Genomic DNA, 17,693 nt, shown 5'->3' on the forward strand with positions numbered 1-17,693 from the left:
TCGCCAAGAGTCCTGCTCGGAATTCGCCAAGGGGAGGTACGCGCGATGCGCCTGAAATCCATGATTCTTGCTTCTACTTCACTCGTCCTGCTGGCGGGGGCCGCACCGGCTTTCGCCCAGACCGACGCAACGACCGCCGCGCAGGATGCCGCGGCCACCGCAGCCGACACCACGGCGCAGGAAGAAGACATCGTCGTCACCGGTCTGCGTCGCAGCCTCGAGACTTCGCAGCGGATCAAGCGCGAGTCCGAAGGCATCGTCGACGCGATCGTCGCCGAGGACATCGGCAAGCTGCCCGATACCTTCGCCTCGTCGGCGCTCCAGCGCGTTCCCGGCGTCAACGTCACCCGCGGGGGCGGTGAATCGGCGGGCGTCACCGTCCGCGGTCTGCCCAATCTGACCACCACCTATAATGGCCGCGACATCTTCACCGCCGAAGGCCGCTACGTGCAGATCCAGGACTTCCCCGCCGGCACCGTCGCCGCGCTGGAGGTCTACAAGTCGGGCATGGCGAACCAGATCGAAGGCGGCATCGCCGGCGCGGTCAACGTTCGCGGCCGCAAGCCGTTCGACTTTGACGGCTTCGAGCTGTCGGGCTCGCTCAACTATGTCCATTCGGAGCAGGCGCAGCGCGAAGCCCCGAACGGCAATTTGCTGATCAGCGATCGCTGGAACACCGGCATCGGCGAGATGGGCCTGCTGGTGAACGCTTCCTATGTCGGCATCGAGTTCCTCGATTCGACCCGCGAGCAGTCGCTGGTGATCGGCACGACCGACGCAGTCAACGCGCCGGGCAATGCCGGCCTGCGCTTCCCCGACGCACAGGGCAACTTCCTCGGCTATGGCAAGCGCTGGCGCCCGTCGGTCAACGCCGCCTTCCAGTGGAAGCCGACCCCCGAGCTCGAGATCTATGCCGACGGCTTGTTCCAGGGCTTCCGTTCGGAGGATTACAATCGCTGGATGTTCATCCCGATCTTCGGCGGCATGACGCTGTCGAACATCGAGAAGATCCCCGGCACCAACCAGATCTCGTCGATGACCGTCACCAACGCCGTCCGCCCGGACGGCTATGCCGGATCGTTCAACGGCCATACCGACACCTATCAGGGCGGCGGCGGCCTGATCTGGACGCGGGACCGGCTGCGGCTCTCGGCCGACGTCGCCTATACCCAGAGCGAGTATCACACCAGCGTGATGAACGTCGACTATGCGATGGCGAGCTCGCCGGTGCGCAATGTCGTGTTCGACGCCGCGCATGACGGCGGCCCGACCCAGACCTTCGTCAACTTCAACATCAACGATCCCGCCAACTATATCAGCCGCGGCCTCTGGCAGGAGCGGCTGAAGGTCAACGGCAAGGACTGGCAGGCACGCACCGACCTGTCCTACGATCTCGACCTCGGCTTCCTGAAGCGGATCGACGTCGGCCTGCGCTACACCAACCGCAAGGCCGGCCGCGACCTCGGCAACCTCTACATCAACAACGAGGGCGCCCGCGTTCCGCTGACGTCGCTGCCCGGGCTCGACGTGCGTTCGACCCAGCCCGGCTTCCAGTTCAACAACGTCCAGCCGAACGTCTTCTTCGCCACGCCGACGCGCGACAGCATCCGTGACAGCATCACCGAGCTGCGCACGTTCTTCGGGGTGCCGGCTGGTATGCCTCCCTATAATCCGGCCGAAAATTTCCGCGCCAACGAGAAGACCTACACTGCCTATGGGCAGATCAAGTACGGCTTCGATCTCGGCGGTACGGTGGTGGACGGCCTGGTCGGTCTGCGCGCCGTCAAGACCAAGCTGAACATCGACGGCTTCTCGCGTGTCGAGGCAACCGGCGGCGCGGTCACGTTCCCGGCGATCAGCGCCGAGAGCGAATATACCGACTATCTGCCCAACGTCAGCGCGCGTATCGGCCTCACCGATAAGCTCCAGGCGCGTCTCGCCTTCACCAAGACGCGTACCCGACCGAACTTCTTCGATCTTCGTCCGAACACCTCGCTGGGCCAGCCGGTCATCCTCGCGCCGGGCGACACCTGCCTCGATCCCGCGAACGCCAGCTCGGCAGTCTGCGTCGAGCGCCTGCGCCGCGGCGGTTCGGCCGGTAACCCCGACCTGAAGCCGCTGAGCTCGAAGAACTACGACGTGAGCCTCGAATATTATTTCTCGCGGACGGGCTCGGTCACGGCGGCGGTCTTCCGCCACGATGCCGAGGGCTTCCTCGCCACGGTTGACGATCGCAGCCAGGCTGGTCTGCGCATCGCGCGGCCGGTGAATCTCGGCAAGACCCGCCTGCAGGGCGCGGAAGTCACCTTCACCAGCTTCCTCGATATCGATGGGCTGCCCGAGTGGATGAAGGGCTTCGGGCTCCAGGCCAACGGCACCTATATCGATGCCAAGGGCGATCTTCAGCCGAACTTCGCGGCAACGCTGAACAACGAGCAGCAGCCGTTCCCGGGTGTGTCGAAATGGTCGTACAACCTCGTCGCGCTCTACGAGAAGCCGCAATTCTCGGCGCGTCTCGCCTACAATTATCGCTCGAAGTTCGTGAACTATTACAGCCTCGAAGCGCTGGATCCGACTGCGCACGCGATTACCGAGCGGGGCCGCGGCCAGGTCGACTTCTCGACCTCGATCACCCCGATCCCGAACATCACGCTGGCCTTCGACATCGTGAACGTGCTCGGCAATCCGCTCCAGCGCGATCGCGCCTACAATCTCGACGGCGACAGCTTTGCCCGGCAGATCCTGTATCTCGAGCGCAGCTACTCGCTCGGCGTGCGCTTCCGCTTCTGAGCGAAGTCCGCAGCAAGGCATGACGGAGGCCGGAGGACGCAAGTCCTCCGGCCTTCTTCTTTTCAGGCCCGGCTTTGCTATGACCCCTCAAAAGAGGGGATCCGAATGTCGCTGCGCACCGCATTGCTTCTGCTCGCCGCCGCCCTGGGCGCGCTGCCCGGCGCGGCGCTCGCCCAGGTGCCGGCGGACGCGCGCCCGCGCGCCGCGATCGACACGGCGACCAGCCTCGCACGCTGGCAGCTCGCGCGAATGCACGACACCAGCCACATCTCCCGCGTCGGCGGTGAGACGGGCAACCCGCGCGCATGGGAGCAGGCGGCGTTCTGGGTCGGCATGACCGCACTCGCCGATCACGGCGCGCCGGCAGATATCGGCAAGGCGATCCTCGAGATGGGCGCCGCCAACCAGTGGCAGCCCGGCCGCCTGCCCTTCTTCGCCGACGATCACGCGATCACCCAAAGTTACCTCTGGGCGGCAGAGCACGGCGCCGGCGGGGCCCCGGTGCAGGCGGTGCGCCGCGTCTTCGACAACGTGATCGCCAACGCGCCCCGCGTCACCCTCGCCTTCGTCGTGCCCGAGAAAGGCGGCTATGGCGCCACCGAATGCCTCGCGCGCTGGTGCTGGTGCGACGCGCTGTTCATGGCGCCGCCGGCGATGCTCGAACTGTCGAACCAGACCGGCGATCGGCGCTACCGCGATTATGCGCTGCGCGAGATCTGGGCGACGACCAACTTCCTCTACGACCCCGCCGAACGGCTGTTCTACCGCGACAGCCGCTTCTTCGACCGCCGCGACACCAAGGGCCGGAAGATGTTCTGGAGCCGCGGCAATGGCTGGGTCCTCGCCGGGCTCGCGCGGATGATCCCGATGCTGGCCAAGGGCGATCCCGAGCGGAAGAAGCTCGAGGCGCTGTTCGTCGAGATGGCGGCGAGGGTGAAGGCAGTGCAGAAGCCCGACGGCTATTGGGCCCCCTCGCTGCTCGCCGCCGAGGACTCGCCGCCCGAATCGAGCGGCACCGGCTTCTTCACCTATGCCCTCGCTTGGGGCGTGAAGGCGGGCCTCTTGCCCCGCGCCGAATATGTGCCGGCGATCCGCAAGGGCTGGTCGGCACTGGGCCGCGCGATCCAGCCCGACGGGCGGCTCGGCTATGTCCAGCAAGTCAGCGACCGTCCCGAGCAGGTGCTTGCCACCGATACCCAATATTATGGCGTCGGCGCCTTCCTGCTCGCCGCGAGCGCAGTCGCCGATCTGAAGCTCGATTGATGCTCCGGCTGCTGGCGCCGCTCGCGCTGGTCTGCGCAGCACCGGCGGCGGCGCAGAAGATCGAGGCGGTGGACCGGGTCTGGGCGGGGCACGACGTCCCCTACGCGCTCGTGGTGACCGTGGATCGCGTCTATGTCGGCTATTACGACGCCGCGCGCCAGTTGAGCGTCGCCAGCCGGCTGCGGGGTTCGGCGTGGTGGACCTATACGAAGCTGCCGAGCTGGGTCGGCTGGGACAGCCACAACAGCATCGCCATGGCCGTCGACGCGGCCGGCCAGCTCCATGTCACGGCGAATATGCACAATGACCCGCTGGTCTATTTCCGCACCGGCACCGCCGGCGACGTGCGGACGCTGGCGCGGGTGCCGGTGATGGTCGACGCCACCGCCGAGCGGAGCATGACCTATCCCGTATTCCTCAAGGATGCGGGCGGCCGGCTGATCTTCCATTATCGCGACGGCGGCAGCGGGCGTGGGCGCGAGATCTACAATGCGTTCGACGGCGGCGCGTGGCGGCGGCTGACCGATGCGCCGCTGGTCGATGGCGAGGGCAAGCGCAGCGCCTATTTCGTCGGCCCGGTGGCGGGCGCCGACGGCTGGTTCCACCTCGCCTGGGTGTGGCGCGACACCCCCGACGCCGCGACCAACCACGACCTCAGCTATGCGCGCAGCCGCGACCTGCTGCGCTGGGAGCGTTCGGACGGCACGCCCCTGCCCCTGCCGATCCGGCTCGGCGACGCCGAGGTGATCGATCCGGTTCCGGCGCGCGGCGGCATGATCAACAACAACACGCCGATCGGCTTCGACGCCGCCGGACGGCCGGTGATCGCGTTCCACAAGTTCGACCCCGAAGGAAATACGCAGGTCTTCGTCGCGCGGCGGACGGACAAGGGCTGGCGAGTCGCGCAGGCGAGCGACTGGCCGGGCTTTCGCTGGGACTTCGGCGGGATGGGATCGCTCGACTTCCGGCTGCGCGTCGCGGCGCCGCTAGCCGAGGGCAAGAGGCTGGTGGTGCCGGTGGTGCGCGACGGCAAGCCGATCGATCTGCTGCTCGACGGCGCGACGCTGGCGCGGATCGGCGAGCGGCCGCGCGTGACGCTGGCGAAACGGCTGGGGGAACGGATCGCGGTGCCGGTGGGGATGCAGCTCAATACCCTCGAGGACGCCTCGGGAATCGCCATCGCCTGGCCGACGCTCCCGGCGAACCGGGATGTGCCGCGCGAAACCGTGCCCGAGCCGCAGGTGCTGCGACTGGCGTTGCCGGAGTAATCGATCCTCCCCCGGAGGGGGAGGTGGCAGCCGCAGGCTGACGGAGGGGTATTCTTACCGGGCGACGCCGCTCGCGGCGACTACCCCTCCACCGCTTCGCGGTCCCCCCTCCCCCTCCGGGGGAGGATCTGGATTCAGCACTCCACCCGACGCTCGCTCGGCGTGTGCGGCTGGACGCACGGATGAGTCGGATAGGCTTCGAGATCGAGCTCGGTCGCCTCGCGCACCACTTCGACCCGGTCGCCCACATCCTTCATCTCGTAGAGCTTGCCGAGCGCCATGGTGAAGGGCCGGTGGAGCACCATCATCAGCCGCCCGTCGAACGCGCGGAACAGCATGCCGTGGCCGCTGTCGCGCCGGACCAGCGGATCGAGCTGCTCCCATGGCCCATCGAGGTTGCCCGATTTCGAGCGCGCGATCCCCTGGACATAGCCGCGCTCGCCATAGCTCGACCACAGCATCACCAGCGTGCCGGCGGCGGTGCGATGGAATTCGGGGCCGTCGGTGACCCAGACGCTGTCGCCATCGGCCTGGCGCTGGCCCTTCGCCCAGCCCGCCTCATTGGCACGGAACAGCACTCGCGGCGCACCCGCAGCCGAAAGATCGTCGTTGAGCGGGATCGCCTCGATCGTCCCCACCGTGGTCTGCAGCCATTCATGCGCATAGACGAGCCACGGCTTGCCCGCGGTATCGACGTACAGCGTGCCGTCGAGCGTCATCAGGTCCTTCGGCGCGATCGGCTCGCCGTTGCGCACCGCGCGGTATGGGCCGTCGACCTTGTCGGCGACCGCGAGGATGGTGCCGCGGCGATAGGGCTTGCGCTTGCCCTCGGGCGGCAGCGTCGCGGCTTCGTCGTGGAAGGTGGTGAACAGGTACCATTTCCCCTTCCATGCATGGACTTCGGGCGCCCAGGCGCCGCCCTTGGCCCAGATCCCCTCGGGGAGCGCGAACACCACGCGCGGGCGGGTCCAGCGCTTCAGATCCTTGCTGGTATAGACCATCGTCCCGAGCCGCCGATCGCCGGTCATCGCCGCCTCGTTGCGGGTGAACAGATAATAGGTCTGCGACGCCTTGTCGGCGACGATGAACGGATCGTGGAGCTGCATCTGCGGCAGCAGCAGCGACGCCTCGACGGGCTTTTGCTGCGCAGCGACCGGAGCCGCCGCAAGCGCGGCCAGCGCCGCCATCAGCGGCTTTACCCGCATCACGCCGCCGCCCGCGCCGCTGCGATCTCCTCGAGCGACTTGCCTTCGTTGCGCGGCGCCCAGATCAGCCCGATCACCCCCGAGGCGACGAGGAAGCCGGTGAGGATCCATGCCAGCGTGGTGAAGTCGTGCGCGGCGAGCGTGGGCACCGCGAGGCTCCAGATGCCGAGCCCGATGCGGACGATCGCGAAGGTGGCGCCCTGCGCGGTCGAGCGGATCGCGGTCGGGAAGAGCTCGGCCGACCAGAGCTGGAAGAAGCTCTGCGCGCCGAAGCCGCCGGCGATGCCCATGATGATGACATGGAGGATGACGATCTCGAGCTTGAACCCGAAGATCGCCAGCAGCGCCATGCCGACGACGTGCATCGCTGCCGAGATGCCGAACAGCAGCCGCTGGTTCACCCGATCCGACAGCGTCATGAAGATCGTCAGGATCGAGATCATCCCGATCAGGAAGTAACTCGCCGGGAGCATCGTCGCGGTCCATGCCGGCAGATTGTTCTGCGCGATCAGATAGGGCGTGAAGAAGCCGTTATAGCCCGCCCAGAGGTTCCACAGCCCGTACATCGCGGCGAGGAACAGCATCGCGCCGAGATAGCGCGGGCTGAACAGCTCGCGCCAGTTCTGGCTGAGCGCCTGCCCGGCGCTCTCGGCCTGCGCCTCTTCCCAGCGCTGCGATTCACGCATCCGCGAGCGCAGGAAGGTGAGCGCGATCGCGAGGATGGCGAGGTGCGCGAACAGCCAGCGGATGCCGGTGATCCCCCAGGGCTGAAGGAAATAGGCGGCGACGAGCACCGCGACCGGGCCGAGATACCAGAGCATCTGCGCGACGCCCGAATGCGCGCCGCGCTGGTCGTCGGGCGCCTGCTCGGCGATCAGCGACCATGAGGCGGGGATGTCGGCGCCGACCGCGAGGCCGACGAGCACGAAGCCGAGCACGATCATCCATGGCTGCGAGGCGAAGATCAGGAAGAGCATGCCGAACGCGTAGAACAGCATGTCGTACTGGTAGATCTTCTTGCGCCCGAACTTGTCGCACAGGATGCCGCCGATCAGCGCGCCGACGCCGGCCGAGATCGCATTGGCGCTGAACGCGCCGATCAGCCCGATGAAGCTATCGGAAAGCCCGTAGATTTCCTTCCACAGCGCCAGCGCGACAGAGCCCGCGACGATGCTGCCCGCATCGATATAATTGGCGAGGCCCGCGAGGATGGTATCGCGCCACTTGTGATCCTGCGTCTCGCTCACATTCCCTCCCTAGATATCCAGCCCGAGCCGGTAGATGCGGTCGGCGTTGCGCCCCCAGAGCGCGCGGCGCTCGCCGTCGCTGAAGTCCGCGGTGATCGCGTCATAGGCATCGAGATGCTGCGCGAAGCTGCCGAATAGCTTGTCGGTCGGGAAATCGCTGGCGAACATCGCGCGATCGGTGCCGAACAGGTCGATCGCCTCGAGGATATAGGCCCGTGCCTGATCGACGCTCCATGGCCGGTGCGTGAAACCCATTCCCGAGAGCTTGGTCGCGACATTGGGCAGCGCGGCGAGCGCGGCCATGCCGGCGCGCCATTGCTCCCATTCGCCGGGCACCGCCATGCCGGCGTGATTGATGATGATTTGCGTTTCGGGGTGCTGCGCGATCAGCTTCGCGAGCCCCGGAAACTGGCCGGGATAGGCCTGGAGATCGAAGCTCAGCTGGTATTTGCCGAGCAAGGCGAAGCCGCGCGCCCAGGCTTCGTCCTGCGTGACGTCGCGCGGCGTGTAGCTGCGGCGCGGATCGGCATGCCAGTTGACGATATGGCGGATGCCGCGGACGGCGTGGTGCGCGGCGTGCGCGTCGAGCAGCGCCTCGACGCCGGGATCGTCGAGCGCGGCGAAGGCGACGATCGCATTGGGCATGCCGCGCGCGTCGTGCAGGCCCTGCAGCCACGCGGTCTCGGCGAGCGCGGCACTGGCGTCGGCGCCGGCATCGACATGGACGATGCCGCGCACGTCCCAACCCTCGGCATCCGCAAGATAATCGTCGAGCAGATAGGTCCTGGCGATCGGCGCGACGCTGCCGTTGGGGCCGTCATCGGCGAAGGGCGGCGTCAGCCAGGGATAGGCGATGCGATCGAGGTCCCAGAGATGCGCATGGGCATCGATGAACGGCAGATCGCGCGCCATTGGTCCTCCAATTCCTCCCCCAGCTCGCCTGGGGGAGGGGGACCGCGCCGCGCAGCGGCGTGGTGGAGGGGCGGCGACGCAGTCGCCGGAGCCCGCTCCGCAAATACGCCGCTACGCGGCGCCCCTCCACCATGCTGCGCATGGTCCCCCTCCCCGAGCAAGCTCGGGGAGGATATGGTTCAGTACGTCGTCCGCCCCCCCGAGGTGTCGAAGGTCGACGCCGTGGTGAAGCTGCATTCCTCGCTCGCCATGAACAGGATCATCGCGGCGCTCTCCTCGGCCTCGCCGAGGCGGCCCATCGGGATTTTCGAGCGCATGTAATCGACCTGGCTCGCGGGGAGCTGATCGAGGATCGGGCTCTCGAAGGTCGCCGGGGTCAGCGCGTTGGCGATGATGCCCTTGCCCGCCAGCTCCTTGCCGAGCGATTTGGTGAGGCCGATCACGCCCGCCTTGGAGGCCGAATAGGCCGAGGCATTGGGATTGCCTTCCTTGCCGGCGACCGAGGCGACGTTGACGATGCGGCCATAGCCGTTCGCCAGCATGTGCGGGACGACCGAACGGCAGCAATAGAACAGGCCGTTGAGGTTGATCGCGATCACGCTCGCCCAGCTGTCGAGCGGGTATTCGTGGACCGGCGCGGTGGCGCCGGTGATGCCCGCCGAACAGACGAGCACGTCGACCCGGCCGAGCGCCCTGGCGGTCTCGTCGGCGGCAGCGGCGACCGCGGCAGCGTTCGAAACGTCGATCGCGGCGGTGTGCGTCGCGCCGACCTCGGCGGCTGCTTCGGCGATTGCGTCAGCGTTGACATCCCACAGGGCGACCTTGCCGCCCTCGGCGACGAAGCGCCTCGCGACGGCGCGGCCGAGCCCGGAAGCGCCGCCGGTGATGATCGCGGTGCGGCCCGCGAAGCGATCCGGATAGAGCGTCAAGCGCGTGCCTCCGACCAGGCGACGAATTCCTGGCGCTGCTCGCCGAGCTTCTCGATGCCCAGCGTCACGACGTCGCCGGCCTTGAGATACCAGGGCTCGGGCTTCTGGCCGAGACCCACGCCGGGCGGCGTGCCGGTGGTGATCACGTCACCCGGCTCGAGGATCATGAACTGCGAGAGATAGGCGATGATCTGCGCGACGGTGAAGATCATCGTCTTCGTCGATCCGTCCTGCTTGCGCTCGCCGTTGACGTCGAGCCACATCGACAGGTTCTGCGGATCGCCGACCTCGTCGGCGGTGACCAGCCACGGGCCGATCGGGCCGAAGGTCGGAAAGCCCTTGCCTTTGTCCCAGGTCGCGCCGCGCTCGGTCTGCCAGTGGCGCTCGGAGATGTCGTCGATCACGCAATAGCCGGCGACATGGCTCAGCGCGTCCGCTTCCGACACATAGGAAGCGCGCTTGCCGATGATCACGCCCAGCTCGACTTCCCAGTCGGTCTTCTTCGAATCCCTGGGGATCGTCACCGGATCGTTCGGGCCCTGGATGCAGGTGACCCACTTCTGGAACACCACCGGCTCTTCCGGGATCGGCAGGTTCGATTCGGCGGCGTGATCGGCGAAGTTGAGCCCGATCGCGACGAACTGGCGCGTGCCGGTGACGCAGGCGCCGTAGCGCGGATTGCCCTCGACCTTGGGCAGCGACGCCGGATCGATCGCCGCGAGCCTGGCCAGCCCGTCGGGCGAGATCTCGGCGGGGCCCACATCGGCGATGACGCCGGACAGGTCGCGGATCGCGCCCTCGGCGTCGATCAATCCGGGGCGCTCGCTTCCGGTGGGTCCAAATCGGCAGAGTTTCATGGGGGTCGGTCTCTCGCTTTTAGTGCGTGTAAGGGCGGTGCATCGGCAGATCGCGATTGAGCTCGACCCCGAAGCCGGGCTTGTCGAGCGCGCTCACGTGCAGGCGCCCGTTCACGGGCACCGGCTCGCCGATCAATTGCGGGTGGAACATCGGGACGACCTCGGTCGGGCCCGGGTGCATCATCAGGAACTCGGCGAAGGGCGAGTTATGCCGGGTGATGACGAAGTGATAGCTGTACACGCTCGAGCCGTGCGGAATCATCAGCACGCCCTTGCTGTCGGCGTAATTGGCGATCTTGATCAGCTCGGTGACGCCGCCGCACCAGCCGACATCGGGCTGGATGATGTCGCAGCAATCCATGTCCATCAGCATGCGGAAGCCCCAGCGGGTCGCCTCGTGCTCGCCGGTGGTGACGAGCAGGCCCTTGGGGGCGTTCTGCTTGAGCGCGGCATAGGCCCAGTAATCGTCGGGGCTGAGCGCCTCCTCGATCCATTTGAGCCCGCACTCATTGTACGCGCGGTGCGCGAGCCGGGTGGCGTAGTCGAGGTCGAGGCTCATCCAGCAATCGAGCATCAGCCAGAAATCGTCGCCGACCTTGGCGCGCATGTCGGCCAGTTCGGCGATGTTCTTGTGCAGCCCCTCGAGGCCCTCGGCCGGGCCGTGATGCAGCGGCAGCTTGCCGCCGATGAAGCCCAGTTCCTTGGCCACGTCCGGCCGAGCCCCGGTCGCGTAGAACTGCAGCTCGTCGCGCACCGCGCCGCCGAGCATCTGATAGACCGGCTCGCCGCGCAGCTTGCCGAGCAGATCCCACAGCGCGAGGTCGACGCCGGAGATGGCGTTCACCACCAGCCCCTTGCGGCCATAATATTGCGTCGAGAAGTACATCTGGTCCCAGATCTTCTCGACCTCGCGGGGATCGCGGCCCTCGAGGAAGCGCGCGAGATGCTTCTCGACGATGAACGCCGCGGGCTCGCCGCCGGTGGTCACCGCGAAGCCGATCGTGCCGTCCTCGGCCTCGATCTCGACGATCAGCGTGCCGAGCACGTTGATCCCGAAGCTCTGCCGCGACTGGCGATATTCGGGATAGCGCGCCATCGGCGTGGCGATGTGGTTGTCGATCCAATGGCCTTCGCCCTGATCGTGATAGTCGGCGCCGCCGCCGCGGACGGTGAAGGCACGAACGTGCTTGATCTTCGAAAGGCCGGCTGCCGCCACGTCGACTGATCCCTTTTGCAGCAAACGTACCACATCCGGGTACGCCGCCTGATAATGTGAAAAAATGCGAGCAACGCATACCATCATGTGATACGCCGCGCCGCAATGCCTTGATGAACGGGTCCGGTGGTAGCCGAAATGCTCCGCCGCTTCGCACCCCTCCTGATGCTTTACTTTCTCACTTTATGGGATAGGATGTTACGAGATGAGACGCGACACGTCAAACGCTGAATCGGATCCGGCCGAGAAGAAAGCCGGGCCCAAGGTGCAGGGCAGCCAAACGCTGATCCGCGGGCTCGACATGCTCGACAAGGTGATCGACGGCCCGATCAAGCTCGCCGAGCTCTCGGCGCGCATGGGGCTGACGCGCTCGACCACGCACCGCCTCGCCAACGCGCTGATCGATCGGGGCTTCCTCACCTATCTGCCGCGCGACGGCTATCAGCTCGGCCCGAAACTCATTCAGCTCGGCTTCCTCGCGCAGAGCCAGGCCGACATCGTCCAGATCGCGCGCCCGCGCATGGAGGAGCTCGCCACCCGCACCGAGGACACGGTGCATCTCGGCCGGCTCGACGGCGAGCTCGCGCTCTATCTCGACAAGATCCCCGGGCGGCGGCGCGTCGAGATCTCGAGCCGGATCGGCGATCGCCAGCCGCTCACCTCGACCGGGCTCGGCAAGGCGCTGCTGATCGACGGCAACGAAGCCGAGTGGGAGCGCATCTTCCAGAGCGACCAGGCACAGGGCGCGCCGCGCGCCGACCGCGAGACGTGGTTCGAGCGGATGCGCGGCTATGCCGAGGCGGGCCATGCCTATGACCTCGAGGAGAATGAGGATCTGATCCGCTGCGTCGCCGCGCCGGTGCGCGACGTTTCCGGCAAGATCGTCGCCGCGATCAGCGTGTCGAGCGCGGCGCAATATATGGATGACGAGCGGATGGCCGAGCTGAGCTCGGAAGTCCGCGACACCGCGCAGCAGATCAGCACCGATCTGGGCTGGAGCCCCGATGTGCGCCCGCCGCGCCGTTCACGCAGATAATTGACCCCGGGAGAGTGAAGTGAAGCTGTTGGAAGGCAAGACCGTGCTCGTCACGGGCGCATCGACGGGCATCGGCCGCGCGGCGGCGGTGGGCGCGGCGAAGGCGGGCGCGGACGTGGTGATCAACTATCACAGCCGCGACGCCGATGCCGCGGCCTGCGTCGCCGAGATCGAGGCAGCTGGCCAGCGCGGGCTCGCGGTCAAGGGCGACGTCGCCGCACCCGAGACCGCGACCGAATTCGTGCGCAAGGCAGTCGAGGCGTTCGGCAAGGTCGACGTGATGGTTTCCAACGCCGGCATCTGCCCCTTCCACAGCTTCCTCGACATGCCGGTCGAGACGGTCCAACGGACGATGCAGGTCAACCTGCTCGGCGGCTATTTCATGTGCCAGGCCGCGGCCAACCAGATGGTGCAGCAGGGCCATGGCGGCGCGCTGATCGCGGTCTCGTCGATCTCGGCGCTGGTCGGCGGCGAGTATCAGACGCACTACACCCCGACCAAGGCGGGGCTCCACTCGCTGATGCAATCGACTGCGATCGCGCTGGGCAGGCACAATATCCGCTGCAACTCGGTGCTGCCCGGCACGATCCTGACCGAGATCAACAAGGACGATCTCGCCGACCAGGAGAAGCGCAAGTACATGGAGGGCCGCATCCCGCTCGGCCGGCTCGGCGAGGCCGAGGATCTTGCCGGCCCGATCGTCTTCCTCGCTTCGGACATGGCCGCCTATGTCACCGGTGCGGCGCTGCTCGTCGACGGCGGCGCCTTCGTGAACCTGCAGTGAGGGCGCTGCTCGCCGCGGGTGCGGCACTGCTCGCCACCGCGCTGCCCGCGCACGCCCAGCAGCGCATCCTGATCGCCAGCGATTCGACCGCGGCCAACTATGGCGCGGACAAATATCCGCAGACCGGCTGGGGGATGATGCTCAAATGCGGACTGCAGCCCGATGTCGAGGTGATCAACCGCGCGGTCGGCGGGCGGAGCACGCGCACCTTCCTCTCCGAAGGCAAATGGGACGCGCTGCTCGCCGAGGCGAAGCCGGGCGATGTCGTGCTGATCCAGTTCGGCCATAACGACGCGACCGCCTCGCGCCCCGAACGCTATGCCCCCGCGGCGACGCTCTATCGCGACAATCTGCTGCGGATGATCTGGGAATCGCGCGGGCACGGACTGATCCCGGTGCTGGTCACGCCCCCCGCGCGCCGCTCATTCGACGGCGCCCGCGCCAAGGCCGACTTCGCGGCATATTCGCAGGTCGAGCGCGAGCTGGTGGCGAGCACCAACACCCCGCTGATCGATCTCGAGGCGCGCTCGCTCGATCTGGTCAGTGGCGCCGGCGAGGCGGGCGCGAGGAAATATTATCTCCACTACACCCCGGCTGACAAGCTCACCGCCTTCCCCAACGGGATCGCCGACGACACCCATTTCAGCGAGCTCGGCGCCCGCGCGATGGCCAATCTGGTCGCGCAGGAATTGAAGGGGCTGAAGGTGCCGGTGGCCGAGAAGGTCCTCGCCGAGCGCCCTGACCTCGTCCGCACCCGCCCGCTCGGCAGCTTCGCCTGCCATTGAGCCGATCCCCGGCGCATCTCCGCGCCGGTCCGGATCGATCACGCGGCGCGCAGGTGGCGCGCAAATTGACACCGGTGGCATAGTCGCGCACCCTCTCGTATGACGACTCGTGTCTGAAGTGTGACCGAAACCCCACATTGGTCGGACAAATGGCAAAAGGGGGATTGGCGGGACCCTTTAGTTGCGTCATATATAGTGGGATACAAGAACAAGAAATGAGACCGATCAGCGCGCAAAGCGCGGCGGTCACGCGGGACCAGAGGAGGGGATTAGCATGAGGCTTGTTTCGTATTCGCGCGTTCGTGGCGCCGGGATTTCGGCGTCCGCGCTGGCTGTAGCGCTGGCCTGGGCACCGGTAGCGATGGCGCAGGATGCGCCCGCCGCCGACGCCGCCGCGCAGGACACCCCCGCGGCAACCGACGAAGGCGAGATCGTCGTCCAGGGCTTCCGCGCATCGCTCAACAGCGCGCTCAACCAGAAGCGCGAAGAGACCGCCGCGGTCGACTCGATCGTCGCCGAGGACATCGGCAAGTTCCCCGATTCGAACCTCGCTGAATCGATGCAGCGCATTCCGGGCGTGGCCCTGTCGCGCGGCGACGGCGGCGAGGGCCGCAACATCGCGGTGCGCGGCCTCGGCGCGCAGTTCACCCGCGTCCGCATCAACGGCATGGAAGGCAGCTCGCAGACCGGCTCGTCGGATATCTACGGCGCCGGCAATTCGGGCCGCAGCTTCGACTTCAACGTCTTCCCGACCGAGATCTTCTCGGCGCTATCCGTCCGCAAGACCACCTCGGCCGACGTCGAGGAAGGCTCGCTCGGCGCGACCGTCGACCTCAAGGCGCCCAAGCCGCTCGACTTCAGCAAGGACTTCACGCTCTCGGCGACTGCGCGCGGCGTCTACAACCAGATCAGCAAGAAGGTCGATCCGCGCGCTTCGCTGCTCGTCGCCAAGAAGTTCGCCGACGGCACCTTCGGCGTCCTCGCCTCGATCGCCTATCAGAAGCGCCATATCCGCGAAGTCGGCTATTCGGCGGTCGACGTCCTGTCGGCGAACACCAACGGCCTCGATCCCGATGGCGCCGCCGGCCCGAGCCCGATCCTGCCCTATTGCACCCCGGTCGGCGGGTTCGTGCAGAACGGCGTGACCTATGTGAGCCCGACCCCGGGCTTCCTGCAGGGCGGCTTCAACATCGGCGCGTCCGCGGCCAATTGCAGCACCGGCAATCCGCGCACCAGCACCCAGGCCGCCTATGCCGCGGTGTTCAATCTGCGCCGTGCCGATCTGCCCAACACCCCGGGCAGCGGTGCCTTCCTGCCGCGCCTGCCGCGCTATGTGAATTCCGAGCAGGACACCAAGCGCATCGGCGGCACGCTGAGCCTGCAATTCTCGCCCGATGACGATACCGATATCAGCGTCGACGCGATCTATTCGCGCTACGAGGTCGAGCGCCGCGACAACTATATCGCCGGTATCTCGTTCGGCCGCAGCATCACCAATCTCGGCCAGCCGGTGGTGTCGGTTCGCGAAGCCCAGTTCGACGACAAGGGCTCGCTAGTCTATGGCGTGTTCGACGGCGTCGACGTCCGCTCGGAAGGCCTGGTCGACCACTGGATCTCCGACTTCAAGCAGGGCAATTTCAATTTCCGCCGTAAGCTGACGGACAAGTTCGAGCTAAGCCTGTTCTTCGGCATGAACCAGTCGGTATGGTGGGGTCCGAAGCGCTTCCAGACCTTCATGGACGCGATCGACACCGACAATTTCACGATCGATTTCCGCGACGGCGGCGCCACGCCGATCCTCGGCTTCGGCTTCGACGTCGCCAATCCGGCCAATTTCAACTATGCGCCCTCGACGGGCGGCGGCACGACGGTGCTCGGCGGGTTCAGCTTCCAAGGCAAGCCTTCCAAGAACCAGACCGACAATCTCACCGCCGAGATCAACACCGACTGGGATATCGATCAGGGCCTTAAGCTCAAGATCGGCGGCCAGTATCGCCGCAGCGACTATAACGCCTTCACCTCGAGCCCCTACACCGCCGACACGATCGTCCGCGCGCTGCCGGCGGGCACCAGCCTCGCCAGCATCACCCGCCAGATCAGCGGGCTCGACGAGCTGTTCGGCCGCGGTGCGCCGGCGAGCTGGGCGGCGATCGATCCGGACAAATGGGACGAGACGTTCGACTTCGACGCGGTGCGCTTCTGCCGCACCGAATGCGGCGCGGGCGCCTCGCGGATCCGCGAGGACGTCAAGACCGCCTATGTCATGACCACGTTCAACACCGAGGATGCGCTCCCGGTGAAGCTGCGCGGCGACATCGGCGTGCGCTATGTCCGCACCGACATGCTCGCGGCCGGCTATATCTCGGTCTCGGCGCCGGCGGGTTCGACTCCGACCAACCTGCGTGGCCAATATGCCCAGGTGCTGCGCGGCTATGACGATTGGCTGCCCTCGGGCAACGTGGCGATCGAGCCGGTCGACAACGTCATCCTCCGCCTGTCCGCGGCGAAGGTGCTGTCGCGCCCCGAGCTCGGCAACCTCGCGCCGACCAGCGGCATCACCGCGACGACGCGCACCGGCAACATCAACAATCCGTATCTCGACCCGATCCGCGCCGACACGTTCGACGCCGCGCTCGAATGGTATTTCAAGCCGGGCTCGCTGCTGTCGGTCGCCTATTTCAAGAAGGACATCAAAACCTACATCCAGCGCGTCACCAGCCAGATTCCGTTCAACCAGCTCGGCCTGCCCGACGCGCTGCTCACCGGCACCAACACCACGCCGACCGAGATCTTCACCGTCGGCCAGCTGGTCAACACCCCCGGCGGCCCGCTCGAGGGCTTCGAGGTCAACGCGCAGATCCAGCTCGACTTCCTGCCCGGCTTCCTCGGCAATTTCGGCGTGCTGGGCAATTACACGCACGTCACCTCGCAGATCCAATATGTGCTGGCGAGCGTGAACGGGGTGCCGACGGTGACCACCACCGCGGATCTGGTCGGCCTGTCGAAGAACACTGCCAGCGGCACGCTGTTCTACGAAGACAGCAAGTTCAGCATCCGCGGCACGGCGAGCTATCGCGACCGCTATATCCGCGGCATCCCGGCCTCGCCGGGCAGCAACCTGCAGGGCAATTCGCCGAACCTGTTCGTTGATGCCTCGGCGTCCTACGCGATCACCGACAACATCAAGGTGATCCTCGAGGCGCAGAACCTCACCGACGAGCGCAACAACCTCTATATCGACAGCGAGCGCAAGGACACGCTGTTCCAGACCCGGATCGGACGGACGTTCAACTTCGGCGTGAACTTCCAGTTCTGAGCCTTGCCTCCCCTGTGGGCCGTCGTTCGCGGCGGCCCGCTTCTTTGAGACGATCCGACAAGGGGGAAACGGGCCGCGATCGGCG

13 protein-coding genes are annotated in these 17,693 nt (G+C 66.7%); 7 read left to right on the top strand and 6 right to left on the bottom strand.

What is annotated here, in order from left to right; all coding sequences use genetic code 11:
- The first annotated feature begins 60 nt into the window (after positions 1 to 60).
- From E5A74_RS13780 to E5A74_RS13790, 3 genes are all read left to right on the top strand, one after another.
- Positions 61 to 2,790 carry a TonB-dependent receptor gene (locus tag E5A74_RS13780; RefSeq protein WP_166745808.1) on the top strand — a complete coding sequence of 910 codons (2,730 nt, stop codon included), beginning with the start codon at positions 61 to 63 and terminating at the stop codon, positions 2,788 to 2,790.
- A 105-nt stretch (positions 2,791 to 2,895) separates the two neighbouring features.
- Entirely contained in the window at positions 2,896 to 4,053 is a 1,158-nt protein-coding gene (locus E5A74_RS13785; protein WP_135985946.1) for a glycoside hydrolase family 88/105 protein, read from the top strand.
- Positions 4,053 to 5,321, top strand: coding sequence for a BNR repeat-containing protein (locus E5A74_RS13790; protein ID WP_135985948.1), 1,269 nt, complete (start codon positions 4,053 to 4,055; stop codon positions 5,319 to 5,321). Before E5A74_RS13785 ends, E5A74_RS13790 begins: the two co-directional genes overlap by 1 nt.
- Before the next feature lie 134 nt (positions 5,322 to 5,455).
- Here the strand turns inward: E5A74_RS13790 and E5A74_RS13795 are convergent, their stop codons facing one another.
- The 6 genes from E5A74_RS13795 to rhmD all read right to left on the bottom strand — a co-directional run bounded on the left by E5A74_RS13795 (position 5,456) and on the right by rhmD (position 11,687).
- Positions 5,456 to 6,526 (bottom strand): glycoside hydrolase family 43 protein, encoded by a 1,071-nt coding sequence (locus E5A74_RS13795; RefSeq protein WP_135985950.1) that lies wholly within the window; start codon positions 6,524 to 6,526, stop codon positions 5,456 to 5,458.
- Positions 6,526 to 7,773, bottom strand: a complete 1,248-nt coding sequence (locus E5A74_RS13800) for an MFS transporter (RefSeq protein WP_135985952.1) — start codon at positions 7,771 to 7,773, stop codon at positions 6,526 to 6,528. Before E5A74_RS13800 ends, E5A74_RS13795 begins: the two co-directional genes overlap by 1 nt.
- Positions 7,774 to 7,782: 9 nt before the next feature.
- Positions 7,783 to 8,685 carry an amidohydrolase family protein gene (locus E5A74_RS13805; RefSeq protein WP_135985954.1) on the bottom strand — a complete coding sequence of 301 codons (903 nt, stop codon included), beginning with the start codon at positions 8,683 to 8,685 and terminating at the stop codon, positions 7,783 to 7,785.
- A gap of 179 nt (positions 8,686 to 8,864) precedes the next feature.
- A complete protein-coding gene (locus E5A74_RS13810; protein ID WP_135985956.1) occupies positions 8,865 to 9,614 on the bottom strand; it encodes an SDR family NAD(P)-dependent oxidoreductase in 750 nt (249 codons plus the stop codon).
- Positions 9,611 to 10,471 (bottom strand): fumarylacetoacetate hydrolase family protein, encoded by an 861-nt coding sequence (locus tag E5A74_RS13815; RefSeq protein ID WP_135985959.1) that lies wholly within the window; start codon positions 10,469 to 10,471, stop codon positions 9,611 to 9,613. Before E5A74_RS13815 ends, E5A74_RS13810 begins: the two co-directional genes overlap by 4 nt.
- A gap of 19 nt (positions 10,472 to 10,490) precedes the next feature.
- The gene (rhmD, locus tag E5A74_RS13820) at positions 10,491 to 11,687 is read right to left on the bottom strand and encodes an L-rhamnonate dehydratase (RefSeq protein ID WP_206365866.1); all 1,197 of its coding nucleotides are present in this window, start codon (positions 11,685 to 11,687) and stop codon (positions 10,491 to 10,493) included.
- A 205-nt stretch (positions 11,688 to 11,892) separates the two neighbouring features.
- Here rhmD and E5A74_RS13825 point away from each other — a divergent pair, with 205 nt between their 5' ends.
- The 4 genes from E5A74_RS13825 (at position 11,893) to E5A74_RS13840 (ending at position 17,608) form a co-directional block, all read left to right on the top strand.
- Entirely contained in the window at positions 11,893 to 12,723 is an 831-nt protein-coding gene (locus tag E5A74_RS13825; protein WP_135985961.1) for an IclR family transcriptional regulator, read from the top strand.
- Between the two features lie 19 nt (positions 12,724 to 12,742).
- On the top strand, positions 12,743 to 13,507 hold the full coding sequence (locus E5A74_RS13830; protein ID WP_135985963.1) for an L-rhamnose 1-dehydrogenase Lra1: 765 nt from the start codon (positions 12,743 to 12,745) through the stop codon (positions 13,505 to 13,507).
- On the top strand, positions 13,504 to 14,292 hold the full coding sequence (locus E5A74_RS13835) for a rhamnogalacturonan acetylesterase (RefSeq protein WP_135985965.1): 789 nt from the start codon (positions 13,504 to 13,506) through the stop codon (positions 14,290 to 14,292). Before E5A74_RS13830 ends, E5A74_RS13835 begins: the two co-directional genes overlap by 4 nt.
- Positions 14,293 to 14,566: 274 nt before the next feature.
- A complete protein-coding gene (locus tag E5A74_RS13840; protein WP_240699811.1) occupies positions 14,567 to 17,608 on the top strand; it encodes a TonB-dependent receptor in 3,042 nt (1,013 codons plus the stop codon).
- The last annotated feature ends 85 nt before the right edge of the window (positions 17,609 to 17,693 follow it).

The organism is Sphingomonas naasensis (genome assembly GCF_004792695.1).
Lineage (GTDB): Bacteria > Pseudomonadota > Alphaproteobacteria > Sphingomonadales > Sphingomonadaceae > Sphingomonas > Sphingomonas naasensis.

What these genes read in the sequence shown, in the direction of transcription:
- E5A74_RS13840 (WP_240699811.1), top strand. Translation starts at nt 14,567, where the DNA reads ATGAGGCTTGTTTCGTATTCGCGCGTTCGTGGCGCCGGGATTTCGGCG.
- E5A74_RS13785 (WP_135985946.1), top strand. Translation starts at nt 2,896, where the DNA reads ATGTCGCTGCGCACCGCATTGCTTCTGCTCGCCGCCGCCCTGGGCGCG.
- E5A74_RS13825 (WP_135985961.1), top strand. Translation starts at nt 11,893, where the DNA reads ATGAGACGCGACACGTCAAACGCTGAATCGGATCCGGCCGAGAAGAAA.
- E5A74_RS13795 (WP_135985950.1), bottom strand. Translation starts at nt 6,526, where the DNA reads ATGCGGGTAAAGCCGCTGATGGCGGCGCTGGCCGCGCTTGCGGCGGCT.
- E5A74_RS13805 (WP_135985954.1), bottom strand. Translation starts at nt 8,685, where the DNA reads ATGGCGCGCGATCTGCCGTTCATCGATGCCCATGCGCATCTCTGGGAC.
- E5A74_RS13780 (WP_166745808.1), top strand. Translation starts at nt 61, where the DNA reads ATGATTCTTGCTTCTACTTCACTCGTCCTGCTGGCGGGGGCCGCACCG.
- E5A74_RS13790 (WP_135985948.1), top strand. Translation starts at nt 4,053, where the DNA reads ATGCTCCGGCTGCTGGCGCCGCTCGCGCTGGTCTGCGCAGCACCGGCG.
- E5A74_RS13815 (WP_135985959.1), bottom strand. Translation starts at nt 10,471, where the DNA reads ATGAAACTCTGCCGATTTGGACCCACCGGAAGCGAGCGCCCCGGATTG.